24 protein-coding genes and 1 pseudogene are annotated in these 24604 nt (G+C 60.5%); 8 read left to right on the forward strand and 17 right to left on the reverse strand.

What is annotated here, in order from left to right; translation table 11 throughout:
- Positions 1 to 8: 8 nt before the first annotated feature.
- A complete protein-coding gene (gene ppk1 / locus ACA060_RS27995) occupies positions 9 to 2231 on the reverse strand; it encodes a polyphosphate kinase 1 (protein ID WP_109635781.1) in 2223 nt (740 codons plus the stop codon).
- Between the two features lie 18 nt (positions 2232 to 2249).
- Positions 2250 to 3263, reverse strand: a complete 1014-nt coding sequence (hemB, locus tag ACA060_RS28000) for a porphobilinogen synthase (protein WP_008150323.1) — start codon at positions 3261 to 3263, stop codon at positions 2250 to 2252.
- Positions 3264 to 3470: 207 nt separating this feature from the next.
- Between hemB and ACA060_RS28005 the strand changes: the two genes are divergently transcribed.
- Positions 3471 to 4094, forward strand: a complete 624-nt coding sequence (locus ACA060_RS28005) for a DedA family protein (protein ID WP_109635785.1) — start codon at positions 3471 to 3473, stop codon at positions 4092 to 4094.
- Here ACA060_RS28005 and ACA060_RS28010 read toward each other — a convergent pair.
- On the reverse strand, positions 4075 to 5310 hold the full coding sequence (locus ACA060_RS28010; protein WP_109635786.1) for a sterol desaturase family protein: 1236 nt from the start codon (positions 5308 to 5310) through the stop codon (positions 4075 to 4077). The genes ACA060_RS28005 and ACA060_RS28010 overlap by 20 nt on opposite strands.
- A 116-nt stretch (positions 5311 to 5426) precedes the next feature.
- Here ACA060_RS28010 and elbB point away from each other — a divergent pair, with 116 nt between their 5' ends.
- Positions 5427 to 6095, forward strand: coding sequence for an isoprenoid biosynthesis glyoxalase ElbB (gene elbB, locus ACA060_RS28015; protein WP_109635787.1), 669 nt, complete (start codon positions 5427 to 5429; stop codon positions 6093 to 6095).
- A 117-nt stretch (positions 6096 to 6212) separates the two neighbouring features.
- On the opposite strand, the gene ACA060_RS28020 is transcribed toward elbB, so the two are convergent.
- Entirely contained in the window at positions 6213 to 6668 is a 456-nt protein-coding gene (locus tag ACA060_RS28020; RefSeq protein WP_497314413.1) for a YaiI/YqxD family protein, read from the reverse strand.
- 107 nt (positions 6669 to 6775) lie between these two features.
- Entirely contained in the window at positions 6776 to 8674 is a 1899-nt protein-coding gene (locus ACA060_RS28025) for an FTR1 family protein (RefSeq protein WP_497314415.1), read from the reverse strand.
- A 166-nt stretch (positions 8675 to 8840) separates the two neighbouring features.
- Between ACA060_RS28025 and ACA060_RS28030 the strand changes: the two genes are divergently transcribed.
- Genes ACA060_RS28030 through ACA060_RS28045 form a run of 4 tightly spaced genes read left to right on the forward strand, consistent with a single transcriptional unit; the run spans position 8841 to position 11986 of the window.
- Positions 8841 to 10238 carry a COG3014 family protein gene (locus tag ACA060_RS28030; protein ID WP_497314417.1) on the forward strand — a complete coding sequence of 466 codons (1398 nt, stop codon included), beginning with the start codon at positions 8841 to 8843 and terminating at the stop codon, positions 10236 to 10238.
- Between the two features lie 12 nt (positions 10239 to 10250).
- Positions 10251 to 10625 carry a YcfL family putative periplasmic lipoprotein gene (locus tag ACA060_RS28035; protein ID WP_497314419.1) on the forward strand — a complete coding sequence of 125 codons (375 nt, stop codon included), beginning with the start codon at positions 10251 to 10253 and terminating at the stop codon, positions 10623 to 10625.
- A 23-nt stretch (positions 10626 to 10648) separates the two neighbouring features.
- Positions 10649 to 11239, forward strand: coding sequence for a penicillin-binding protein activator LpoB (lpoB, locus tag ACA060_RS28040; RefSeq protein WP_200668684.1), 591 nt, complete (start codon positions 10649 to 10651; stop codon positions 11237 to 11239).
- Positions 11240 to 11242: 3 nt separating this feature from the next.
- Complete coding sequence (locus ACA060_RS28045) at positions 11243 to 11986, forward strand: penicillin-binding protein activator LpoB (RefSeq protein WP_497314421.1); 744 nt, start codon at positions 11243 to 11245, stop codon at positions 11984 to 11986.
- 138 nt (positions 11987 to 12124) lie between these two features.
- Here ACA060_RS28045 and rhtB read toward each other — a convergent pair whose 3' ends face one another.
- The 3 genes from rhtB to ACA060_RS28060 all read right to left on the reverse strand — a co-directional run bounded on the left by rhtB (position 12125) and on the right by ACA060_RS28060 (position 15470).
- Positions 12125 to 12757, reverse strand: a complete 633-nt coding sequence (gene rhtB / locus ACA060_RS28050) for a homoserine/homoserine lactone efflux protein (protein WP_497314423.1) — start codon at positions 12755 to 12757, stop codon at positions 12125 to 12127.
- A 227-nt stretch (positions 12758 to 12984) separates the two neighbouring features.
- A complete protein-coding gene (locus ACA060_RS28055) occupies positions 12985 to 13560 on the reverse strand; it encodes a mechanosensitive ion channel domain-containing protein (protein WP_497314425.1) in 576 nt (191 codons plus the stop codon).
- Complete coding sequence (locus ACA060_RS28060) at positions 13560 to 15470, reverse strand: ATP-binding cassette domain-containing protein (protein ID WP_109635802.1); 1911 nt, start codon at positions 15468 to 15470, stop codon at positions 13560 to 13562. Before ACA060_RS28060 ends, ACA060_RS28055 begins: the two co-directional genes overlap by 1 nt.
- Positions 15471 to 15520: 50 nt before the next feature.
- Between ACA060_RS28060 and ACA060_RS28065 the strand changes: the two genes are divergently transcribed.
- Positions 15521 to 15985, forward strand: a complete 465-nt coding sequence (locus ACA060_RS28065) for a TIGR02444 family protein (RefSeq protein ID WP_497314427.1) — start codon at positions 15521 to 15523, stop codon at positions 15983 to 15985.
- On the opposite strand, the gene ACA060_RS28070 is transcribed toward ACA060_RS28065, so the two are convergent.
- Positions 15982 to 17127 (reverse strand): AlgP family protein, encoded by a 1146-nt coding sequence (locus ACA060_RS28070; RefSeq protein WP_497314429.1) that lies wholly within the window; start codon positions 17125 to 17127, stop codon positions 15982 to 15984. The two genes, ACA060_RS28065 and ACA060_RS28070, sit on opposite strands and share 4 nt — an antisense overlap.
- 192 nt (positions 17128 to 17319) lie before the next feature.
- Between ACA060_RS28070 and ACA060_RS28075 the strand changes: the two genes are divergently transcribed.
- Positions 17320 to 17985, forward strand: coding sequence for an FKBP-type peptidyl-prolyl cis-trans isomerase (locus tag ACA060_RS28075; RefSeq protein ID WP_497314431.1), 666 nt, complete (start codon positions 17320 to 17322; stop codon positions 17983 to 17985).
- Positions 17986 to 18044: 59 nt separating this feature from the next.
- Here ACA060_RS28075 and rsd read toward each other — a convergent pair whose 3' ends face one another.
- The 8 genes and pseudogenes from rsd to ACA060_RS28115 form a co-directional block, all read right to left on the reverse strand.
- Positions 18045 to 18503: a sigma D regulator gene (gene rsd, locus ACA060_RS28080; protein ID WP_109635809.1), complete on the reverse strand. Its 459-nt coding sequence runs from the start codon at positions 18501 to 18503 to the stop codon at positions 18045 to 18047.
- 177 nt (positions 18504 to 18680) lie between these two features.
- Positions 18681 to 19232, reverse strand: coding sequence for a disulfide bond formation protein B (locus ACA060_RS28085; RefSeq protein WP_497314433.1), 552 nt, complete (start codon positions 19230 to 19232; stop codon positions 18681 to 18683).
- Positions 19233 to 19487: 255 nt separating this feature from the next.
- Positions 19488 to 20726, reverse strand: coding sequence for a heme biosynthesis protein HemY (locus ACA060_RS28090; RefSeq protein ID WP_497314435.1), 1239 nt, complete (start codon positions 20724 to 20726; stop codon positions 19488 to 19490).
- On the reverse strand, positions 20723 to 21865 hold the full coding sequence (locus ACA060_RS28095; protein WP_497314437.1) for a uroporphyrinogen-III C-methyltransferase: 1143 nt from the start codon (positions 21863 to 21865) through the stop codon (positions 20723 to 20725). Before ACA060_RS28095 ends, ACA060_RS28090 begins: the two co-directional genes overlap by 4 nt.
- 16 nt (positions 21866 to 21881) lie before the next feature.
- Positions 21882 to 22649, reverse strand: a complete 768-nt coding sequence (locus tag ACA060_RS28100) for a uroporphyrinogen-III synthase (RefSeq protein ID WP_497314438.1) — start codon at positions 22647 to 22649, stop codon at positions 21882 to 21884.
- Positions 22646 to 23587 carry a hydroxymethylbilane synthase gene (hemC, locus tag ACA060_RS28105; protein ID WP_109635816.1) on the reverse strand — a complete coding sequence of 314 codons (942 nt, stop codon included), beginning with the start codon at positions 23585 to 23587 and terminating at the stop codon, positions 22646 to 22648. The genes ACA060_RS28100 and hemC overlap by 4 nt, the downstream gene beginning before the upstream one ends.
- A gap of 138 nt (positions 23588 to 23725) precedes the next feature.
- Complete coding sequence (locus tag ACA060_RS28110; RefSeq protein ID WP_109635818.1) at positions 23726 to 24472, reverse strand: LytR/AlgR family response regulator transcription factor; 747 nt, start codon at positions 24470 to 24472, stop codon at positions 23726 to 23728.
- Positions 24469 to 24591 (reverse strand): annotated as a pseudogene (locus tag ACA060_RS28115) (sensor histidine kinase); the annotation flags it as partial. The pseudogene ACA060_RS28115 and the gene ACA060_RS28110, both read right to left, overlap by 4 nt.
- Positions 24592 to 24604: the final 13 nt, after the last annotated feature.

The following is a 24604-nucleotide window of genomic DNA, read 5'->3' on the forward strand; positions in this document are numbered from 1 at the left end:
CTTGTGCGTTATCGAACAGTCAGGATCGGACTGCCCAACCGCTCCAACAAGGTCGCCTGCGCGCTACGCGGGTTCTGGTTGCCGGTTGGCGTATTGCGGATGTAGCGACCGTCCGCCTGCAGGCTCCAGCTGTGAGTGTTATCGGTGAGATACAGTTCCAGCTCTTTCTTGACCCGCATGATCAGCTTCTTGCCTTCCACCGGGAAGCAAGTCTCGACGCGCTTGTCGAGGTTGCGCTCCATCCAGTCGGCGCTGGAGAGGAACATCTGCTCTTCGCCGCCATTGAGGAAGTAGAAGACCCGGGTGTGTTCCAGGAAGCGACCGATGATCGAGCGCACGTGAATATTGTGCGAGACCCCGGCGATGCCCGGCCGCAGGCAGCACATACCGCGCACCACCAGATCGATGCGCACGCCAGACTGGCTGGCCTTGTACAGCGCGCGGATGATCTTCGGATCGGTCAGCGAGTTGAATTTGGCGATGATGTGCGCCGGCTTGCCGTCGAGGGCGAACTGGGTTTCGCGGGCAATCATGTCGAGCATGCCCTTCTTCAACGTGAACGGCGCGTGCAGCAGCTTCTTCATGCGCAGGGTTTTACCCATGCCGATCAGTTGGCTGAACAGTTTGCCGACGTCTTCGCACAAGGCGTCGTCCGAGGTCAGCAAGCTGTAGTCGGTGTACAGGCGGGCGTTGGCCGCGTGGTAGTTGCCCGTGCCCAAATGCGCATAACGCACGATCTCGCCAGCTTCACGACGCAGAATCAGCATCATCTTGGCGTGGGTCTTGAAGCCGACCACGCCGTAAATCACCACCGCACCGGCCGCTTGCAGACGGCTGGCCAGTTGCAGGTTGGACTCTTCATCGAACCGCGCGCGCAACTCGATTACCGCGGTGACCTCTTTGCCGTTACGCGCGGCATCCACCAGCGCATCAACGATTTCCGAGTTCGCGCCGGAGCGGTACAACGTCTGGCGGACCGCCAAGACATGTGGATCCTTCGCGGCCTGGCGCAGCAGGTCGACGACCGGGGTAAACGACTCGAACGGGTGCAGCAGCAGGATGTCCTGCTTGCTGATCACGCTGAAGATGTTCTCGCTGTTCTGCAGCAGTTTCGGGATCTGCGGGGTGAACGGCATGTATTGCAGGGCGCGCTGACTGTCCAGGCCGGTAATGCTGAACAGGCGAGTCAGGTTGACCGGGCCGTTGACCTGATACAGCTCGGTCTCGTGCAGGTTGAACTGCTTGAGCAAGTAGTCGGACAGGTGTTTCGGGCACGTGTCGGCGACTTCCAGCCGCACCGCGTCACCGTAGCGACGGGAGAACAACTCGCCGCGCAACGCGCGGGCCAGGTCTTCCACGTCTTCGGTATCGACCGCGAGGTCGGCGTTCCGGGTCAGGCGGAACTGGTAGCAGCCCTTGACCTTCATGCCCTGGAACAAGTCATCGGCGTGCGCATGGATCATCGACGACAGGAACACATAGTTGTCGCCCGCGCCGCCCACTTCTTCCGGCAACTTGATGACACGCGGCAAAAGGCGTGGCGCCGGGATAATCGCCAGACCGGAATCGCGACCGAAGGCGTCGATGCCTTCGAGTTCGACGATGAAGTTCAGGCTCTTGTTCACCAGCAACGGGAACGGGTGCGTCGGGTCGAGGCCGATCGGGGTGATGATCGGCGCGATCTCGTCGCGGAAATAGCGGCGCACCCAGGTTTTGATCTTGGTGGTCCAGTGACGCCGACGGATGAAGCGGACCTGATGTTTTTCCAGCTCCGGCAACAGAATGTCGTTGAGGATCGCGTACTGGCGGTCGACGTGACCGTGTACCAGTTCGCTGATGCGGGCCAGGGCCTGGTGCGGTTGCAGGCCATCGGCGCCGGCTTGTTCACGGGCGAAGGTGATCTGCTTTTTCAGGCCGGCCACGCGAATCTCGAAGAACTCGTCCAGGTTGCTGGAGAAGATCAGCAGAAACTTCAGCCGCTCCAGCAACGGGTAGGACTCATCCAGCGCCTGTTCCAGCACGCGGATGTTGAACTGCAGTTGCGATAGCTCGCGATGGATATACAGGCTGCTGTCATCCAGGCCGGGAATGGCAATCGCCGGCGCCGCGGTCACGGGTTCGGTGACCGCCGCGGGCGGAGCGGGCTCCAGCTCCGGCGGGGTCTCGGCGATTTGCTCGACCACCGGTTGAGCTTCTTTTACGGCAACTTCAGTGAGTCCTTCGGTATTCATGGAATGTTCCTGGGAGGGCTATTTCTGCTCTCGTAACAATTGAGCGGCACGCACGGCAAAGTAAGTCAGGATGCCATCAGCACCTGCACGTTTAAAAGCGGTCAGGGATTCAAGGATCACCCCTTCACTCAACCAGCCATTCTGGATGGCCGCCATGTGCATGGCGTATTCACCGCTGACCTGATACACAAAGGTCGGCACTTTAAATTCTTCTTTGACCCGGTAAAGGATGTCCAGATACGGCATGCCCGGCTTGACCATGACCATGTCCGCGCCTTCTGACAAGTCCGCCGCCACTTCGTGCAGGGCTTCGTTGCTGTTGGCCGGGTCCATCTGGTAGGAGGCCTTGTTAGCCTTGCCCAGGTTCAGCGCCGAACCCACCGCGTCGCGGAACGGGCCGTAATAGGCGCTCGCGTACTTGGCCGAGTAGGCCATGATCCGCACGTTGACGTGATCGGCCAGTTCCAGGGCTTCGCGGATGGCCTGGATGCGACCGTCCATCATGTCCGACGGGGCCACCACCTGAGCGCCGGCCTCGGCGTGGGACAGGGCCTGCTTGACCAGTGCGTCGACAGTAATGTCGTTCTGCACGTAGCCTTCTTCATCGAGGATGCCATCCTGACCGTGGGTGGTAAACGGGTCGAGCGCCACGTCTGTGATCACCCCCAGTTCCGGGAACTGCGCACGCAGTGCGCGGGTGGCGCGCTGGGCAATGCCGTTCGGGTTCCAGGCTTCGGCGGCGTCCAGGGACTTGAGCTCCGGCGGCGTTACCGGGAACAGCGCCAGCGCTGGAATCCCCAACTCGACCCATTTGGCCGCTTCTTCAAGCAACAGATCGATGGTCAGGCGCTCCACGCCCGGCATCGACGCCACCGCTTCGCGACGGTTTTCACCGTCCAGCACGAACACCGGCAGGATCAGGTCATCGACGGTCAGAACGTTTTCACGGACCAGTCGACGCGAAAAATCATCACGGCGATTGCGACGCAGGCGGGTTGCAGGAAACAAACGGTTGGCGGGGGTAAAGCTCACGGCAGACTCCTGAGCCCGCGCTGGGGGCGAGCGTGACAGTTATAAGCGGCCATTATGACCAACGTATGACAGTTATGTGCATCCCTGCGTCACGTAGCCGCATTCCATTGTCCTTGTAGGAATTGTTCACGTCGAGACACATTTGGACACTTTCATGAATGTGCACGAAGGCGTAGGCTGCGCGTTCATTTCGCCAGCATCCAGACAATGCTCCAACAATTTCTTCAGGAATTCGGCTACTTCGCCCTTTTTCTCGGCACGTTCTTCGAAGGCGAAACCATTCTGGTGCTCGCAGGCTTCCTCGCGTTCCGCGGATACATGGACATCAAGATCGTCACGATCGTGGCGTTCTGCGGCAGTTATGCCGGCGATCAGCTGTGGTATTTCCTCGGGCGCAAGCACGGCCGCAAATTGCTCGCGCGCAAACCACGCTGGCAAATGATGGGTGACCGGGCGCTGGAACATATCCGCAAACACCCGGACATCTGGGTGCTGAGTTTCCGTTTTGTCTATGGATTGCGCACGGTCATGCCGGTGGCGATCGGCCTGTCGGGCTATCCGCCGGGACGTTATTTGCTGCTGAACGGGATTGGTGCGGCGATCTGGGCGGCTGCACTGGCCGCTGCGGCGTATCACTTCGGCGCGGTGCTCGAGGGCATGCTGGGCAGCGTCAAGAAGTACGAGCTATGGGTGCTCGGCGCCCTGCTGGTACTGGGCCTGGGTCTGTGGCTGCGTCGGCGCTTCAAGAATGCTCGCCTGGCGAAGAAGATCTACGCCGACGAGCAAGCCGAGCTGGCCAAGGCTGCCGAGACTAAGACGCCAATCGAGTGAAGCGGTCCCTGCAACAGTAGAGACCGATGCCGCTGAGCAGGCTGTAGCTGAGCAGGCCGATCCAGCCCACCGCGCTGGCCGGCCACAGCCCGACCACCGGCGCCAGCCACACCAGCGGCACATTCGATGCCAGCCGCAACAGCTCCAGCTTCAATGCCTGCGGGCGATTCTCCAGGGCCATGCCCAGCGTAAACAAGCCCAATGCCACCGCGCCCCAGCCCAACACCAGTGCGGCGGTCGGCAAACGCGGCTCAAGGTTCATCAAGTAGCTGCCCAGCGCAATGTAGACGCAGAACTGCAGCGCCACATACAGCTGCTGACGCCCGTCCAGCGGCACCTCGAATTTGCGGAACTGGCTCAGGTCCGGTTTGTTCATCGGGTACTTGGCCGCCACATCCGCCGGCCGCCAACCGGTGCGCATGAACCAGATCCGCAGCTTGTCCCATTTGCTTTCCGCCCGCCGCGCGTCATCCCAGAGCTGCGCGTAAAACTGCACGTTCGCCCACAACGGATTCCAGCTCGCCAGCGGCGTGGTCACGCCGAAAATCACCGGCTCGTTGTCGTCTTCTTCCTGGAACGAGCCGAATAGACGGTCCCAAATAATGAACACCCCGCCGTAGTTGCGATCCATGTAGAGAGCGTTCTGTGCATGGTGAGCCCGATGATTGGACGGTGTGACGAAGAACCACTCGAACCAGCCGAGCTTGGGAATGTGCCGGGTATGCACCCAGAATTGATACAGCAGGTTCAGCGCGGCGACGCTGATGAACACCAGCAGCGGCACGCCGAGCACCGCCATCGGCAGGTAGAAAATCCAGCTCAACAGGAAGCCGGTACTGGTCTGACGCAGGGCCGTGGAGAGGTTGTAGTCCTCGCTCTGGTGGTGCACCGAATGCGCGGCCCAGAGGATGTTGCGCTCGTGGCCCATGCGGTGCAGCCAGTAGTAGCAGAAGTCATAGAGGACGAAGGCAAACACCCAGACCCAGACGCTGTCGGCCGACAGTTCGAACAGCGCCAGATGCTTGAGGGCAAAGGCGTAGGTGACCAGGCCGACGCCTTTGGTCAACAGCCCGGTGGTGGTCGACAACACCCCGGTGCTGATGCTGTTGATCGCGTCCGCCACCCGATAATTGCTCACCCCGCGCCAACGGTCCGCCAGCAGCTCGACGGCAATCAGCACAAAGAAAAACGGCACCGCATACAGAATGAAGTCCATTGACGCGCCCTGATCGGAATCTTGAGGACAGATGCTAGGTGTAGCCGCGAATTAACCCTATGGCAACGAGTGACAAATTAGTGGACATTTAACGCCATGAATCTGGAGAAAAACCCATGAGCAAAAAAATTGCAGTGATCCTTTCCGGCTGTGGCGTGTACGACGGCGCCGAGATCCACGAAAGTGTGATTACCTTGCTGCGCCTGGACCAGCGCGGCGCCGAGGTGCAGTGCTTTGCCCCCAATATCTCGCAATTGCATGTGATCAATCACCTGACCGGCGACGAAATGCCCGAGTCGCGCAATGTGCTGGTGGAATCGGCGCGGATCGCCCGGGGCGACATCAAGGATATTCGTGAGGCTAGCGTCGAAGACTTCGACGCGCTGATCGTGCCCGGTGGTTTCGGCGCGGCCAAGAACTTGTCGAACTTCGCTATCGAAGGCGCTGGCTGCACCGTTCAACCGGACGTACTGGCGCTGACCGAAGCGTTTGCCGAAGCGGGCAAGCCGGTGGGGTTGATCTGCATTTCGCCAGCGCTGGCGGCGAAAATCTATGGCCCGGGCGTGACCTGCACCATCGGCAACGACGCCGATACCGCTGCCGCCATGAACAAGATGGGCGCCACCCACCAGGAATGCGCGGTGAGCGACATCGTCGAAGACAAGGCGCGCAAACTGGTATGCACCCCGGCTTACATGCTGGCGCAGAGCATCAGTGAGGCCGCATCGGGTATCAACAAACTGGTCGACCGCGTGCTCGAACTGACCCACGAAAATGATGTGTAACACGAACTAATGTGGGAGCGGGTTTGCTCGCGAATGCGGTGTGTCATTCAGCATTGATGTCGACTGATACACCGCATTCGCGAGCAAGCCCGCTCCCACACTTGATTTGGGTAAGGCTCAGGCCTTGCGGGTCAGCCGCGTGAGTATCCGGTCCAGCGCATTGGCGAACGCTTGCTTCTCGCGCTCACCAAACGGCGCCGGCCCGCCGCTCATCTGGCCCTGTTCACGCAGATCGGTGAACAGGTTACGCACCGCCAGCCGATCGCCCATATTCTGCGCATCGAACTCCTTGCCCCGTGGATCCAGCGCGGCAACGCCCTTTTTCACCAGCCGGTCGGCCAGCGGCACATCGCTGCAAATCACCAGTTCACCCGGCACCGCGTGCTCCACCAGGTAATCATCGGCGGCATCCGGACCGCTGGGCACCACGATCAGCTTCACCAGGGCCAGCCCCGGTTTGATCTGCGGCTGTCCCGCCACCAGCACCACTTCGTACTGGCGCTTGAGGGCGAACTTCACCACCAGATCCTTGGCCGCCCGTGGGCAAGCGTCGGCATCGATCCAGACACGCATTGTTTTTACCTCTTCCAAAAAAAATCGCGAGCCAGCCCGCTCCCACAGGTTATACGCCATCCTGTGGGAGCGAGCCTGCTCGCGATTATGAGCGAAGCGAATGCCTTTTAAGAAACCTGCACCCGCCGCTTCTCCGCCATCCAGCTACGGCCATACAGCACGATAATCGCAATGATCGCCACCGCCTGAGCACTCAGCGAATACGCATCCGCGTGAATCCCCAGCCAGTCGAAGTCAAAGAACGGCACCGGCCGTGTGCCGAAGATCCCGGCTTCCTGCAACGCCTTCACACCATGCCCGGCGAACACCACCGACAACGCGCACAGTAGACCGGCGTTGATGCTGAAGAACAACGACAGTGGCAGTTTCTGTGAGCCGCGCAGGATCACCCACGCCAGCCCGATCAGCAGCACCAGCGCCGTCGCACCACCGGCCAACACCGCGTTATGCCCCGCAGGACCTGCCTGCAGCCATAGTGTCTCGTAGAACAGAATCACTTCAAACAGCTCGCGATACACCGAGAAAAACGCCAGCGTCGCAAAGCCGAAGCGTCCCCCGCCGCCCACCAGGCTGCTCTTGATGTAATCCTGCCACGCCGCCGCATGGCGACGGTCGTGCATCCACACGCCGAGCCAAAGCACCATCACGGCGGCGAACAACGCCGTCGCGCCTTCCAGCAATTCACGTTGCGAACCGCTGACATCAATCACGTACGCAGCCAACGCCCAGGTTGCCAGACCGGCCAACAGCGCCAGCCCCCAACCGACGTTGACGCTACGCACCGCCGACTGCTGGCCGGTGTTACGCAGGAACGCCAGAATCGCCGCCAGCACCAGAATCGCTTCCAGGCCTTCGCGCAGCAGAATCAGCAATCCGGAGATGTAGCTCAAGGACCAGCTCAAGCCATCGCTGCCCAGCAGCCCGGCGGACTCCTTCAACTTGGCCTTGGCCGCGTCCAGACGCTCCTGAGCCTGGGCCACCGGCAAACCGTCCTGCAACGACTGACGGTAAGCCATCAGGGATTTTTCGGTGTCTTTGCGCACGTTGGCGTCAACGTTGTCCAGCGAGCTCTCGACCAGTTCGAAGCCTTCCAGATAGGCCGCTACCGACAAGTCATAGGCTTGATCGTGATCGCCGGCACGGTAGGCCAAGAGGCTTTTGTCCAGGGTGGCAGCGGTGTAGTCAAGCAACTGCGCCGGGCCACGCTTGACCTGCGGCGGCTGTGCACGTTGCGCACGGAACGTCGCGGCGGCTTGCGGGCCGTCGGCGGCCTGCACTTCGGCCGGCGTCTGACGCGCGAGGTCGGCGATGTTGTAGGTTTTTTCGGATGTGGCTGCGGCCGGGTCGGCACTGAAGCTGGCGATGTAGGTCGCCAGGTCCCAACGCTGACGATCGTCCAGCTGATCGGCGAAGGCCGGCATGTCCGTGCCTTCGACGCCCAGGCCCAAGGTGCTGTAGATCGCATAGAGGCTCAGGTGATCCACGCGCGCCATATCACGCAGGTTGGCCGGCGGCGGCGTCAGACCGACACCCGCCGGGCCGTCGCCAGCTCCCGTTTCGCCATGGCAGACCGAGCAATGCTGGGCGTACAACGGCGCACCACGGGTCGGGTCCGGGGTAATGATCGGCGCCTGACTGACTTCATAAGTCACGGCCAGTTTCGCACCGAGTTGTCGAGCCTGACGGGCCACATCCGCGCCGTCCTGACGGGCATCGATTGCATTGCGCAACGTGCTGACGCCCTGCTCCAGCCCGGCTTTTTCAGGTTTGGCCGGCATCGCGGCGATCAAGCCTTGCAAGACCTTGATGAATTCCAGTTGCTCGCGGTATTCGGACTCGTCGACGACCTTGCCCGCTTGCACCGTCTGCGGGTAATCCGCACCGATGTAATCGAGCAAATGCAGGGCTTGCGGCGCGCCTTCCACGGTGGAAGCCAGCAGATTGAAACTGCACAAGGCAAACAGCGGCAACACCAGCCAGGCCAGGAAACGGGACGGGGCAGTCATGAATGAATCTCAATTGGAAATACGAAGTAACACATTGTTCACTTCCAGTGAGATTCACTCAAGCTTTGTCTGCGACGGCCGCTGGAGTACAGGAACAAAGTGCCATCATCCAAGTCTATAAATTGCCGCCTCATGGCGGCTTATTTTCAAGGAAGACACACAGCAAATGGCCACCCGCCTGCGCTTCATTTTTGTACTCAGTGCCTGTTTGCTACTGAGCGGCTGTCCCACGATGCGTGACTACAACGCCGAGCTGGGCGAAACACTCGAGTATTTCAAGGCCGGGCAGCTCGACGGTGCAGTTGCCGTACTCGACCACAACAATCCCATTCCCCCGGGCGACTTGCTTTACCACTTCGAAAAAGGCGAATTGCTGCGCCTCACCGGCAATCTCACCGACAGCTATCAACATTGGGACTACGCCGACCGGTTGATCGAAGGGTGGGACAATTCGCCCCTGTTCGTCCCTTTCAAAACATTCACCGAGTTCAACAGTTACAGCGCCAACGACAAGGTGCGGTTATACGATGGCTATGATTTCGAGAGAGTTGCCCTGACCACGCAAATGGCCCTGATGCTGCTCTCCGGCTCCGAAACGGAACTGGCGCGCGTCATGATCAAGAAAACCCACGAGCGCGAAGCCACCATTGCCGACAAGCGTGACAAGCAATACCTGGAACTGGAAAACCAGGCGAAGGAACAAGGGGCCGCGATGAAATTCCAGGACCTTCAGGGCTACCCGGTAGCGACCCTCGACGCCCCCGAAGTGATCGCGCTAAAGAACAGCTACCAGAGTGCGTTCAGCCATTACCTCGCCGGATTCATTTATGAATCGTTGAACGAGAAAGACCTCGCCGCACCGGGCTATCGCCAGGCCATCGAACTGCGCCCCAATACGCCGCTGCTCGAACAAGCCTTGCGCAACCTGGCCAAATCCCCGCTGAAGGCTGGCGAGGTCGACGTTCTGCTGATCGTGCAAACCGGCCTGGCGCCGGCGCGCAGTTCGGTGCGCGTGCCGATTTCGGTGGATGTCGAAGGTGAAACCTACATCACCAACATGTCGTTCCCGATCCTCGTCCCCGACACCTCCACGCCACCGGTGGACTTCGTCATGGTGGACGGCAAAAAACAGAAACTGACGTTGCTCAACAGCTTTGGCGATATGTCGCGGCGCACCTTGCGTGATGACATGCCGGGCATCATCCAGCGCACGCTCCATCGCGCCCGGTCCAATGTCGAGTATCTGGCCTATCTGAAAAAGCACAGACCCGAGAAACTTGAGGAAACGCTCCTGCAGCAGACGCAACGCGAGGACGCCGATACCCGCGGCTGGCGTACGTTGCCGGACAAGACGCTGATTGCCCGCCTGCGGCTCAAGAAAGGCCAGCACCAACTGACGCTGCCCAACGCACCGGACGCAGCACCGGTCAGGTTCAAGGTGGATCAGACCCACCAGGCCTTCAGCCTGCGCGCCGTGGGTGACCGCCGGTTCGCCGCCGATGTCGCCCTGCAGCTCGACACCCTTCCCGCACCGCAGGCTGCCATCAGCCCTGCCCAACCCTGAACGGAGATTTTCATGGGATTGAAATGCTTCGCCGTTGTCGCACTGGCCCTGTTGGCCGGTTGCGCCACCCCGCCACCGCCGCCGGAACCGGGCAGTGCCGCGAGCAAAGTCATGGCCACCGGACCGATCAAGAACGTGGCCATCGGCCCGATGCGCATGGCCAGGGAAAACGGTTTCTTGACAGTCAACACGCAGCTGAGCAACACGGATACCCGCAACCGAACGCTCTATTACCGCTATCTTTGGCTGGGGGCGGAAGGTTTTCCGGTGGCCGAAGCCGACACCTGGAAAAGCCTGACCCTTTACGCCGAGCAAACGAGTTTTCTGCCGGCCATCGCTCCCGTGCCCCAAGCCGTGGATTTCCGCCTGGAGATCAATACGCCGTGAACCGCCCACTTGAGACCTTGCCCATGTTTGTACGCGTTTCGTTCATTGCCCTGGCCGTATTGCTGATCGGTGGCTGCGCCGACAATCGCTCGCCGGTATTGGGCAGCGGCAATATCAGCTATGGCGACCCGAAAGCCGTGGAATTGATCACCAACGAATTCGGCTCGACCGACCTGCAAATGATCGCGGAAAGCATGACCCGCTCCCTCGCCCAGTCCGGCGTCCTGAAAGGCCGCCCGGTGGTTCAGGTGTACGACGTGATGAACAAGACCAGCGAATACATCGATACCCGGGAGATCACCACGTCGATCAAAACCCAGCTGATGCGTTCCGGCACCGCGCGCTTTGCCAGCGACAACACGGACCTGCAGAGTCAGGTCGACCATCTGAAATTGCAAAACCAGAGCGGTCTGTACAAAAAGAGCACGGCGGCCAAGACCGGCAACATGATCGCCGCGCGCTATCGCCTGGAAGGCTCGATCAGTTCCATCGTCAAGCGCAGCAACGATTACAAAGACGTCTTCTACAAATTCAGCCTGCAGTTGGTTGATGTCGAAAGCGGGCTGGCCGAGTGGATGGACGAGAAAGAAATCCGCAAGACTACGGAGCGCTAAGCAATGCGTGCATGGATTGGCATCATGGCCCTGGCCTGCGCCGTTGGCGTACAGGCGGCCCCGAAAATCGCTGTCACCGACCTTGCCTACGAGGCCAGCGTGGATCAATACGTCCACGTGATCGCGGCCCGGGACAATCATCAACAGGATTATTACGGCGCCAGTGGCTCGTCCAGTTATGACGAGTACACCACGCAGAACAGCTACCTGGAGCAGACCGAAATCCGCCGCTTCAGTGGTGACATCAAAGGTCAGATGCTCAAGACCGGCATGTTCCAGCTGATCCAGGGCACGCCCTACACCGCCAGCGCCAAAAGCGATGTGTACGACGTGATCAAACGCATCAAGGCTGGCCACTTCAAAGGCGCCGACTACGTGCTGTTCGGCACGCTGTCGGACATCGACTTCACCCAGGACATGAATGAGCTGGCCAATACCGACAGCTATTCGGCGGTGCTGGCACTGACCCTGGTGGCGGATTTCAGCCTGATCAACACCAGGACCTACGAGATCACCTCGGCGTTCACGGCCATGGGCGAAGCCCAGGACACCAAACTGGTGAATGATCGGGATATCCACGTCTCGCTGAACCGGCCACGGGTGGTGCGGGACGTGTCGAGGTCGTTGGGCGAAGATGTGGCGCGTCAGTTGAGCGAACAGCTGGGGGATGGCAGTTATGTGCCGTCAGGACAACCGCAGCCGCGCAACGACCTGCCGCCGGATACTGCGCCGGTCATCCTGCGCTAAGCCTGAAGCCGATCACCCTGTGGCGAGGGAGCTTGCTCCTTTTGCTCGAGTGCGCAGCGCTCGCACTATTGGGGCCGCTGCGCAGCCCAGCGCGAGCAAGCTCGCTCGCCACAATGGATCGGGTCTCCCTTGAGAGGTTTACACCGCGACTTTGCGCAGGGTCGCCATAAACGCAGCCGCACCAATGAACAGCCCGGCAAACGTGCGGTTCATGCGTTTTTGCTGCTTGGGCGTGCGCAACAGGCGCAGCACCTTCGACGCCAACCCGGTGTAGCCGGCCATGACGATCAGGTCGACACAGACCATGGTCACGCCAATGATCAAGTATTGGGCCAGCAGCGGCGCGTGTGGATCAATAAACTGCGGCAACACCGCCAGCATGAACACCAGCGCCTTGGGATTGCTGATGTTGACCAGGAATCCACGGAACACCAACGCCAGCGGCTTGCCAATCTGACGCACGGCCGCGTCATCGCTCATGTCGCTGGGCAGTGCGCGCCATTGCTTGATCGCGAGATAAACCAGATACGCCACGCCGAACCACTTGATCGCGTAGAAAGCCGTGGCCGATGCCGTGAGAATCGCGCCCACGCCGGCGCCAACAATCGCGATCTGCAATGCCAGGCCCAATTGCAGGCCCAGGGCGTTCCAGTAACCGCGCAAGAAACCGTATTGCAGACCACTGGACATCGACGCAATGGCGCCGGCACCGGGAGACAGGCTGATTACCCAGCAGGCGGCAAAAAACGCCAGCCATGTTTGAAGCTCCATTGCACACCTCGACTCAGACTCGTGACAGACATCTAAGCTAATGCGGCCTTGGGCGGATGACTACCGATTTTTTGTCGGACAGAGCGACTGCCGACCAGCGTTTTATGACTTTAGGGCCCCTTCGCGAGCAAGCCCGCTACCACATTAAACCGAGTCTCTAAACAAAAACGCGGTCAACTGTGGGAGCGGGCTTGCTCGCGAAGGCGGACGGTCAGGCAACAGAAGGCTTACTTTTCGATCCCGCTCAACGGAAACACATCCGTGCCGCGCCAGCGTCGAACCGAGCGCTGGAAGAACAGGCTGTTGGGCACTTGCACCATGGCGCTACCCGTCCCTAGTTCTTCCGCTTCAATCAGCGTGGTGTAAAGCAGATTGATCGCCACCACCCGACCTTTGACGCCGGGCTTGTCGGTGGTGTCCACCAGTTCGACGACGTCACCGATGCGGAACGGGCCGACGGTGAAGATCAGGATCGCGCAGAGCAGGTTGGAGAGCACGCTCCACATGGCGAAGAACGCCACCGCCGCCACCGCCACAAACCCGGACAACGCGGTCCAAAGCACAGTGGCCGAGACGCCGAGGCGTTCCAGCACGAAAATCAGCGCACTGCCCATGATCAGCCAGCGCAAACCGCCGCGCAGCGGCATCAAAAGCTGCGGTGGAAACGGGTAGCGCTCACCCAGGCGAGTCAGGCATTTGGCGACGAAACGCTGAGCAAAATAACCCGCCAACAGAATCAGCAGGATTTGCGCGGCGAACCAGATCGGCTCGCCCCACCCCGCCGGCAGCTTGAAAGTTTCCATCAGGACAGCGCCTCCAGCTCCGCCTGCATGCTTTCGAGCAGTTCCAGGGCTTCCATCCAGGCTTCTTCGAGTTCGGCTTCACGCACCTTCAGCTTGGCCTGTTCAGCCAGCAAATCACGCAAATCGTTCTTGCGCGCCGGTTCGTAAATGTCGCTGTCACCGAGGCTGGTATCGATCTTCGCCAGTTTCTCGTGCAGCTTGCCCAACTCGGCTTCGAGCTTGTCAGCCTCACGCTTGTGCGGTGCCAGTTGCTGACGCAACGCAGCAGCAGCCTGGCGCTGGGCCTTCTTGTCGGTCTTGTCCGGGTTGACCGGGGTGTTGCTGACCGGGGCGTTGCGCTGACGGTAGTCGACCAGCCAACGAGCATAGTCTTCGAGGTCGCCGTCGAACTCCTCGACCTTGCCGTCCGCCACCAGATAGAAATTGTCGGTGGTGCTTTTGAGCAAATGACGATCGTGGGAGACCACCAGCACTGCGCCACTGAATTCCTGCAGGGCCATGGTCAGCGCGAGGCGCATTTCCAGGTCCAGGTGGTTGGTCGGTTCGTCGAGCAACAACAGGTTCGGCCGGTCCCAGGCAATCAATGCCAGGGCCAGGCGGGCCTTTTCGCCACCGGAGAAATTCAGCACCGGCTCATCGATGCGCGCGCCACGGAAGTCGAAACCGCCAAGGAAATCACGCAGGGTCTGCTCGCGTTCGGTCGGTGCCAGGCGCTGCAAATGCAGCAACGGGCTGGCCTTGGAATCGAGAGAGTCCAGCTGATGCTGGGCGAAGTAGCCCACGACCGTGTTCTCGCCACGGGTCAGGCGACCGGCCAGCGGCGACAGTTCACCGGCGAGGTTTTTGATCAGGGTCGATTTACCGGCGCCGTTCGGGCCGAGCAAACCGATCCGTGCGCCGGGGGTCAGTTGCAGCTTGACCTTCTCCAGCACGGCTTTGTCGCCATAACCCAGGCGAGCATCCGACAGATCAATCAACGGGCTGGAGATTTTCTGCGATTCGCGGAAGACGAAGTCGAACGGCGAATCGACGTGGGCGGCGGACAGTTCCTCCATCCGCTCCAGCGCCTTGATCCGGCTCTGGGCCTGACGGGCCTTGGTGGCCTGGGCCTTGAAACGGGCGATGTAGCTTTCCATGTGCGCACGTTGCGCCTGCTGCTTCTCGTAGGCCTGCTGTTGCTGGGCCAGGCGTTCGGCACGGGCGCGTTCGAAGGCGCTATAACCACCGCGGTACAGAGTGATCTTGCGCTGGTCAACGTGGGCGACGTGATCGACCACGGCGTCGAGGAAGTCCCGGTCGTGGGAAATCAGCAGCAAGGTGCCCGGATAGCTTTTCAGCCAGTCTTCGAGCCAGATGATGGCGTCGAGGTCCAAGTGGTTGGTCGGTTCGTCGAGCAGCAACAGGTCCGAGGGGCACATCAAAGCCTGCGCCAGGTTCAGACGCATCCTCCAGCCACCAGAGAAATCTCCTACCGGACGATCCATCTGCTCGTTAGTAAAACCAAGACCGGCCAGCAGCTTGCGGGCACGAGCGTCGGCGGTGTACCCGTCGGCGCTGTCGAGTTCCGAGTGCAGGCGGGCCTGAGCCGCGCCGTCATGGGAGGCTTCAGCCGCGGCGAGGTCGCGTTGCACCTCACGCAGGCGCAGGTCACCATCGAGCACGTAGTCGACCGCCAGGCGTTCGAGGGTCTCGATTTCCTGGCGCATGTGGGCGATGCGCCAGTCGGCCGGCAGGAAGCAGTCACCCGAGTCCGGGTGCAGTTCGCCCCGGATCAAGGCGAACAGGCTCGATTTGCCGGCGCCGTTGGCACCGATGAGGCCGGCTTTGTGGCCGGCGTGCAGGGTCAGCTCAGCGTCTTCTAGCAGACGTTGAGGGCCACGCTGTAAAGTCAGGTTCTGAAGTCGAATCATAATGGCGGCGGAGTCTACCAGCTTCGCTCGCAACTGGCGCGAGTAGCACTATGTCCTCTGACCTGTGGAGCTTTTCCCTTACCACCTACGCGCGTCCCGGCGTTGAAGACGCCTGCCTGCAATTGCAGTCGGCAGGCGTGAATGTGTGCCTGCTGCTCTGTGGGTTATGGCTGGGAGACCGAGGCGTCGCCTGCAACGAGCAACGATTGCAGCTGCTTCGCGACGTGGCCGAGCCCTGGGATGCCGATGTCGTGCGACCACTGCGAGCATTGCGTATGCAATGGAAAGCCGTCGCGACGAAGGACGCCGAGCTGAATACGTTGCGCGAACAAGTGAAGACCCTGGAGCTGGAAGCCGAGCGGCATCTGTTGTTGCGGCTGGAGCGATCGGCACAGAGTTGGCCGCAGTATGAGGTGACCGATCTAACGGTCTGGCTGGAAGGTGTGACGGCGGGCGCCGTCCACCTGGATCGCGACGCGCTGCATCAGCTGCGCGTCGCGGCAACCGGCACTTAGGAAGCGCTGGTTGGGGTGGTGCTCGACGGTGCGGCTGGCGTTGGCGCAGACGATGGGGTCGAGGTGGAGGCTGCTGGAGCAGGCGAAGCCGATGCAGCTGGCGACGGCGTTGGAGTCGCTGGTTTGGCAACGGGTGCAGTCGCTGGCTTGGCAGTAGCGGCCGGTTTTTTCACGGCGGGCTTGGCAGCAGGTTTTGCAGCTGGCTTCGCGGCAGCTGGTTTGGCAGCGGCAGGTTTGGCTGCTGGTTTCGCTGCAGCAGGTTTGGCGGCGGCAGCGGGTTTCGCGGCAGCTGTTTTGGCAGCAGGTTTAGGAGCTGGTTTCGCCGCAGCTTTTGCAGCTGGTTTAGCAGCCGGTTTTGCAGCTGGCTTGCCTGCAGTAGTTTTAGCAACAGCAGGTTTTGCTGCCGGCTTGGCTGCAGGTTTTGCAGCGGCCGTTTTAGCGGCTGGTTTTACTGCCGATTTTGCAGCTGGTTTTGCCGCTGCGGTTTTCGCCACGGCTGGTTTCGCAGCAGCGGTTTTTGCAGCAGGTTTAGCGGCAGCTGTTCTTGCAGCCACTGGCTTGGCGGCAGGCTTGGCAGCCGTCGTTTTAGCCGCCGGTTTTGCAGCGCTGGCAGCAACCGGTTTTTTCGTCGCAGGTTTTGCGGCAGCTTTCACTGGAGCCTTGGCAGCAGGCTTGGCCGGTGCTTTTGCAGCAGCCGGTTTAGCGGCGGCTTTCTTGGCAGGGGCCGCAGCAGGCTTGGCCGAACGCAGGGACAACGCCTTGCCGACAGCCTCTTGTACACGACCGACACCCTGGGCCAGTTTCAGGCTTTCTTGAGCGTCGCGCTTGAGTTGCAGAATGTAGCCGCGCGTTTCGGATTGACGATCCTTGAGGGCATCGAGCAAGTCCTCAAGTTCTTTCACTGCACCTTTTGCTTTGGTTTGTGCCTTGGCTTTACCGGCTGCGGCAGCATCCTGCAATTTGGTACGGGATTTGTGCAATTTTTCCTGCGCTTTCCCGCGCTGTTTTTCCAGTTTGGCGAGCAGTTTTTCAGCATCAGCCAAGGCTTGTGAACAAGCGTTTTCCAAATGCTCGAGCAGGCTGCCCGAGAGTTGTTGGAGTAAGTGCAACGGGGTATTTACAGGCTTCTTGGTGGCCGACATGGTTTACCTCCTGGCTGACGTGGGTGCGGCTCATACTAGACCTCTGCTGACACCGCCGCTAGGGCATGTTGACAGTATCGAAAGCGCTGCGTTGCAACAGATTGAAATTCTTCTGCGCTGGCGCAAAACCAGTTCACCTTCGAGCGCATCCACACTGGCATAATCCACCGCATCTCAGATCGGAGTGTGCCCATGTCGCGCTACTTTTTTTTATCGTTGTGTGTGTTTTTTTCCGTGGCTCAGGCCGCCGAAAAAACCACCCCAAATGAGGCTCACGATCTTGCTTACAGCCTGGGTGCAAGCCTGGGTGAGCGCTTGCACCAAGAGGTGCCGGACCTGCAACTCCAGGCATTGCTCGAAGGTTTGCAACAAGCCTATCAAGGCAAGCCACTGGCCCTGAAAGACGAGCAGATCGAACAGATTCTGGCCGAGCACGAAGCCCAGGTCGCCGAGCAACCCGCCCTCGCGCAAAGTGAAGTCGCGCTGGAAAAAGAGCAGCGTTTTCTCACCGAGGAAAAAGCCAAACCGGGTGTACGTGAATTGGCGGATGGAATTCTGCTGACCGAGTTGGCTACCGGTGCGGGTGCCAAGGCTGGCCCTAATGGCAAGGTCGAAGTTTTATATGTCGGACGCCTTCCCGACGGCACCGTGTTCGATCAGAACAGCAAGCCGCAGTGGTTCAGTCTGGATAGCGTAATCAGCGGCTGGCGCAGCGCATTGCAAAACATGCCGGTCGGTGCGAAATGGCGCCTGGTGATTCCATCGTCTCAAGCCTATGGCGCGGACGGTGCCGGCGACCTGATCGCTCCGTTTACGCCGCTGGTGTTCGAAGTCGAATTGCGCGGTGCCACAAGCTGAAAACCGAGAACGAAAAACGGCGCGCAAAGCGCACCGTTTTTTAGTCTTGCCAGAGGGGTTCAGGCTTGAACCGAATCCTCTTCCTTGTGAGCCGTGTGCAGCACTTCGATCAGGCAATCTTCCAGCTCGAAGCGTTCGTGCAACAGCCCGCCCAGCTCCTTGAATTTCTCCGCGACACACTTGCCTGCATCACACAGGTCGTTGAACGCCAGCAGCTTCTCGGTGATGACGTCGATGCGCGGGTAAATCGTCTCGGCCAGTTCCAGCCCGCGTTTGTCACCAAACGCCTTGGCTTCGCCGGTCAGCTGTTCGTAGATCTCGAAGTGCCCGGCAGACACGTAATCGACCAGCACGCCGCAGAATTCCTGCAAAGGTTTTCGGTTTTCGCTCAAAGCCTCTGGCTTGGCACCGAGAACATCATAGGTCCGAATCAGCTCTTCGCGCTCCTGCAACCAGCGATCGATCAGCAGATGCACTCCACCCCAACGTTCCTGAGCATTCTGACAACTTTCGAGCATGGTGATCTCTCTTCCCTTGTGGGTCATGCTGCCCTACACCTGTCGCAAACTTGAAAATCAAGAATCGGCCAGGCAGAGCGTCATCGAGCAACATAATTCCAATGACACGTGCGGGCCAGATTATGCCCGCGCGACAATGGCTTCAAGGTACGCAGGAGATAAAGTTCATACAAGTGTTTAATCACCCGTCAGCCCCCGGTGCGACGACACGCCGCTGAGCGGTCGCTCGCAGGCCAGCCAGACAACGCGCAGCAGCTGATAAACCCCCAGAATCGTCAACGCCACGAAAAGCAACAGACTCCATTCCGGAAGGCTCAGGTCGAACAGCGTCCAGGAAATTTCGGCGCAGTCTTCGTCCCCTTTGAACATCCGGGTCACCCGGCATAACCAAGGCAGGTTCTCGTACAAAGCCTCCGGCTGGGTTAAGCAAGTCGATAGCTGATGCGCCGGGTCGCTTTGCAGCAAGACCTGCCGCCACGCCGTGACCATACCCGCGAGACTGCATGACAGACCGAGCAGCCAATAAAGAAAAGTCCCGAAGCGGCCAGGACCATGCACCGAAGCCATCAGGCAGACTCCGGTAAACAACGCCAGGCAGGCTCGCTGCAAAAGGCATAACCCGCATGGCTTGAGGCCGATTGCATATTCCAGGTAATAGGAAACGCCCAAGGCCAGAGCACCTGCAATAAAAGCCATGAAAAACAAGGAGCGTGAGCAGGCCAAAAACATGGCTTATCCGTAACAGTAGAGACAGGCGGTTACGGTAGAGGAAAGCGCGCCAGCCTTTCAAGGCAGGCCGGCACGGACACTTCACCAGAAGTGTAGGGAATTCCCGACAGCATCGAGAGGACTTGATGTAGTCCGATGTAGGACAAAGCCGATCAGGGACTACAAAGCTAAACATTCAATGAAATTCGAGCGGCCGGATCGCGCCCAATAACGACTCCCGCCCCTGTAGCAGCAGGCTGCTACAGGGGGAACGCGTCAGGCGTAAACGGGCGCTGGGAGTGGTGCCGCCAGCAGACGCTCGTCCAGCAGGCCCAGACCTTCCTGGAACAACTGATTGCTACGCTCTGTGTCGCCAAGCTGCGCGAGCAACCGAGCCAATTCTGCACAGGCTTCCGGGTTGCGCTGCACCCGCAAACTGCTTTCCAGATAGTCCCGCGCCTTGCCCCACAGACTGCTTTGCAGGCACAGACGGCCCAGTGTCAGCAAAAGACTCGGGTCGGCCGGATGATCCTTGAGCCAACCCTCGGCCGTTTGCAGCTGACGAGCCGGATCACTACCGCGCACCAATCCGTAGAGACGTGCCAGATGACTGTCGTACTTGCGCTTGAGCGCCGTGCGCAGCACTTCTTCCGCTTCGACCTGTGCACCCAGTTGCCGCAACTGCTCGGCGTAGGCCAACACCAACTGAGGCTCCTGGCGCTGAGCCGAGGTGAGTTGCTGCCAGGCGCGATTGAGCGATTGCAGCCCCACCGTGCCATCCGCCTCCTGATGCGCCGCCAGGGAAAGGTTTTCACCCCACGCCCGGCGTTCCAGATCGGCCAGCTCGGCGGGCGGCAAGACTTTATCCTTGCGCAGCTCCGGCAGCAGGCGAATCACGGCCGACCAGTCGCCGCGCTGCTGATGCAGACGCTGTAACTGGCGTAAGGTCTGGACGTTATGAGGATGGCGCTCGTGCATGGCTTGCAGCGTCACCAGGGCGCCTTCCGTGTCGCCGCGGTCGTTCTGCAACTGGGCGTGACTCAAGGCAATCGCCAACTCGGCCTGGGGCTGGCGCTCGAGGGCGCGCTCCAGCAAGTTGTCGCATTCCTCGTAGAGACCTTGTTCATTCGCGGCGCGCGCAGCACCGAGGTAGTAGAGCAGCGGCTGGCGTTCGGCTTCGGCAGCGCGATGCAGATGACGTTGTGCACTGGCCCAGCGACCTTCCGCCAGGTCCAACTGACCATGCTCGATCGCCACTTGCACCCGCCGACTGCGATTGCGTCGCGACCACGGGTTGACCACGCCGCTGGACGTCATCACCAGCTCGACCAGCGCCTTGATGCCCCAGAACACCAGCCAGAGCACCGCGACCAACGCCAGGGTGGCCCACAGGCTCGCTTCATAACGGAAGGTCTTGTAGGCGATCAGCACGTAACCGGAATGCTCGGCAATCGCCAGGCCCAGTGCGGCGGCCGCGGCGATGACCAGAAACACGATCACATAGAGGCGTTTCATGGCGTGGCCTCCTGCACAGTGTTCGCGGCCGGTTTTGCCATCGGCTTGATCGAGTCTTCGGCGTTGACGTTACGCCGCTCCAGATACCCCTGAACCGCACTCAGTGTGCCGGTCAGGTCCGGCGTGACCACCGTCACCGGCTGCTTGCTCAACTCGCCCACCTGCTCAAGCATGACCTTGCTCTGAGGGTTGTCCGGGTTGAAGTTGCCCGTCAGGACATCCCGCGCCTCCGCCAGCGCCTGGGTGTAGACCGCGGCCTGACCATTGAGCGCAGCCCATTGCGCTTGCTCCAAAGCGAGGCTCAGGGCCAGACGCACTTGGCTCAAACTCTGCCCGGCCAGCAATGGACGAACATTCTTGTCAGCGTTGAAGTCGATGCGGATGTAGCGCGAAATCTGGTCCCACCACTGCGCCCAACGGCTGGCGCCGTCACCGTCGGCCGTCAGACCCAGCAGCGATTCACCGCGATCCTTGTACTCGGGCGCCAGCTCGGTGAGGTTGATGACCTGATCGCGCAAGGCGCCCAGTCGCAGGAACAACCCGGTGCGATCCGGCTGTTCAGTGCTACGCAGCGCCACCAGGGTTTTGGCTACTTGCTCGCGAGCGGCAAAAGAGCCTGGATCGTTCTGTTCGCGCAGAATCTCATCGGCACCCTGCACCAGGGCCTGGGCGCTGCTGATGTCCTGCAACGCAGAAAGGCGTAGGCTGGCCAGGCGCAACAAGTGCTCGGCTTCGGCCAGGCGCCAGTCCTTGCGGCTTGCGCCGAGGACGGTTTCCAGACGCTGATTCAAGCGTTGCTGATCGCCTTGCAACTGCGCCACCAAACGGCTGCGAGCGTCCAGTTCTTCTGCCGCAGGCATCTGTTCAAGGCGTGCGCTCAGGCGCTGCTCGTTAAGCTTCAGACTTTGCGCCTGATCATTCAACGCCTGGACCTGACTCAACTGCTGCTGGTTGTTGGCTTGCAGGTGACGCACCTGCCAGACACCCCAACCGCCTACGGCAACACCGGCGGCGCCCAGCAGCAGCGCGACGATTGCCAGCCCGTTACCTCTGCGCTGCACTTCAGCAGCGGGCGGAGTTTCAACTGGCGCTTCAAGCGCCGGCAGCACGTCTTCTTTTGGCAAGGCTGTTTCGCTCACGTATCCATCCTTTGCATTAGAGAACGGGTTCGGGATGCTCCCGTAACGCCGTCAGCAAAGCCGCGGCACTGGCGCCACGACAATCCACAACTGTTTGGGCCCCGGCGGCACGTGCCAGCTCGGCGACCCTGGGGCTTGGAACAAACAACGGCAACTGCGCAAGAGCAGGCCAGGCATCGCCCGCCAATTGGCGCAGGTGCTCAAAACCCTGTCCACTGCTGACCACCAGCCCGTTCAAGCGTTCCGCTTCGATCCGGTCAGGCAGCACCGTCGACGAGTAATGAGGCAGGCCGCGACGGTATAACTCCAGATACTCGACACTAGCACCAAGCTCACGCAAACGCTCAGCCAGCAACTCGCGCCCGCCCTCCCCGCGCAGGATCAGCACCCGCGGATCGGATCGGGTAACCGCCTCGCGCAACGAAGGAAGTTCAAGCAAGGCTTCGCTGTCATCACCCTCGGCGGGAAAACTCACGTTCAGACCGTTATCCGCGAGGATCTGTGCAGTCGCCGCACCCACACTGAACCAGCGTGGTGACGGTGACTGTGGCCAATACTGATTGAGCAGGTCAACGCCGATTCTGGCGGCCGGTTTACTGACCACGATCACCGCACAGTAACGATCCAGTCCCTGAATCACCTCGCACATTGTGTCAGAAACTGGAATCGGCTCGATCTCCAGAAGCGGCAAGCTGCTGCTGAAAATCCCCGCTTGCGACAAAACGCCGCTCAACGCCGCCGACTCATCCGCAGGGCGTGTCAGCAGCAGGCGCCAGCCTGTCACTCGTGACCTGCCTCGCCATAGACCGCCTTGAGAATGTCGTCGGCGCCCTGGCTCAGCAGGTCTTCAGCCACTTGCACGCCCAAGGCTTCTGCATCGCCCCGTGGCGCGCGGGCTTCGGCGCTGAGCAGCAGGCCGCCGCTCGGATCGCCTACCAGACCGCGCAACCAGATCTGCTCGCCTTCAAGCACGGCGTAGCAGGCGATCGGCACTTGGCAGCCGCCATTCAGGTGTTTATTGAGGGAACGTTCGGCGGTCACGCGAGTGGCGGTGTCCTGGTGATGCAACGGCGCCAGCAACGCGTGAATTTCGCTGTCAACGCTGCGGCATTCGATGCCGACCGCGCCCTGGCCACCGGCCGGCAGGCTGTCGTCGACACTGATTGCCGAGGTGATGCGATCTTCGAAACCCAAACGAATCAGGCCGGCGGCCGCGAGGATGATGGCGTCGTATTCGCCGGCATCAAGCTTGGCCAGGCGCGTGTTGACGTTGCCGCGCAGGAAGCGGATTTCCAGGTCCGGGCGACGGGTCAGCAACTGAGCCTGACGGCGCAGGCTGGACGTGCCGACGATACTGCCTTGCGGCAACTCATCAAGACTGGTGTAAGTATTGGAAACGAACGCATCGCGCGGGTCTTCGCGCTCGCAGATGCAAAACAGACCGAGGCCTTCGGGGAAATCCATCGGCACGTCTTTCATCGAGTGCACGGCGATGTCGGCTTCGTTTTCCAGCAGCGCGGTTTCAAGTTCCTTGACGAACAGGCCCTTGCCACCGATTTTCGACAGGGGCGAGTCGAGCAGCTTGTCGCCACGACTGACCATGGGCACCAGCGTCACGAGCAGACCCGGATGGGCCTGTTCCAGACGGGTCTTGACGTATTCGGCCTGCCACAGGGCGAGAGCACTTTTGCGGGTGGCGATGCGGATTTCGCGAGAGGACATGGATCAATCCGTACTGAATAGATACGGCGGATAATAACAGCTCAGCCAAATCCACTTTGACTTGTATCAGGCACTGCGTGGCCTCCCTGGCCTCGGACGTCCAGCAAACGGGTGTGAAATTCGCCTGTGATCAGCGAGTTAAAGCTGTTGCATCATTTTGCGCACACCGGCCACGTGGCGACGGCTCACGATCAGGGCATCGCCATTGAGGCCTTTGAGGAACAGCTGAAAATGCCCCAGCGGCGTGCGTTGCAAGCGTTCGATGCGTTCGCGAGCGACCAGAGCGTTGCGGTGGATACGCACGAAACGGTCGCCAAATTCATCTTCCAGGGCCTTGAGCGGTTCATCCAGCAGCACTTCGCCGCCTTCATGGCGCAAGGTCACGTATTTGTGGTCGGCAATGAAGTAGACCACCTGACCCAGCGGGATCAGCTCAATGCCTTTACGTGTTCGGGCACTGATGTGGCTGCGTGGGCCGCTACCGCTTTCGGCGGCGGGACGGGTCAGGGCGGCGAGCTGGACGCGATTGGGCCGCTCGGCTTTCTTCAATGCATCATGTAAATGTTCAGTTCGCACAGGCTTCACCAGATAGCCCACGGCGCTGGCCTGCAGGGCTTCCACGGCAAATTCATCGGGCCCGGTGCAAAACACCACGGCGGGCGGGGTTTCGCGTTCGCACAACCGGGCAGCCACTTGCAGGCCATCAAGGCCTGGCATGCCGATATCGAGCAACACGATATCCGGCTTGTGGCTGTCGATCAACGCTAACGCCTCTTCGCCGTTCGTGGCGCTGGGCTCCAGGACATTGTATCCCTCGAGTTCGCCAACCATTCGGCTCAGGCGCTCGCGGGCTAGGGGTTCGTCATCAACGATCAGGACATTCATATTGCGCTGGATTCCTGCGTGAGTCTCGCACAAGGATAGCGTAGACAGGTGAAGTGACGTCCGTCACCGCGATCCACGCTAAGACTAGCGCGAGGGCCAAAAAGTGCCGCGAGACCGGCGGCTAAATTTTCA

This window comes from Pseudomonas sp. LBUM1671, from assembly GCF_059695685.1.